Origin of the sequence: Halomonas sp. ND22Bw (assembly GCF_003011945.1) — a bacterium.
Lineage (GTDB): Bacteria > Pseudomonadota > Gammaproteobacteria > Pseudomonadales > Halomonadaceae > Halomonas > Halomonas halophila.
Genome location: NZ_PXWD01000671.1, coordinates 1 through 279 on the forward strand (window position 1 = coordinate 1; position 279 = coordinate 279).

Here is a 279-nt window from a genome sequence, read left to right on the forward strand (position 1 = left end):
TCGGTGACCGTCACGCCGGGGTTGGCATACTGGCTGGCCTGGGTGAACAGGCCATTGATGTTCAGGCCCACGCCGCTGCCCTTGAGCAGTTGCGCCTCTTCCTTAAGCTTGAGGCCGTAGCGCAGGCGACCGTCGATGTAGCTCTGCAGCATGCCGGCGTCGGCGAGCACCTGGCGCGAGGCCTGGATCCAGTGCGCGATGGTCGCCACGTTCTCGCTATCCAGCTCGAAGGTGATGTCCGATTCGGGCTTGCCGCCGGAGGGGTTCTCGGAGACCACA

1 protein-coding gene is annotated in these 279 nt (G+C 64.9%); it reads right to left on the minus strand.

What is annotated here, in order from left to right; genetic code table 11:
- Nucleotides 1-279: phage major capsid protein (locus CVH10_RS19835; protein WP_106489413.1), on the minus strand; the 279-nt coding region annotated here is incomplete at both ends.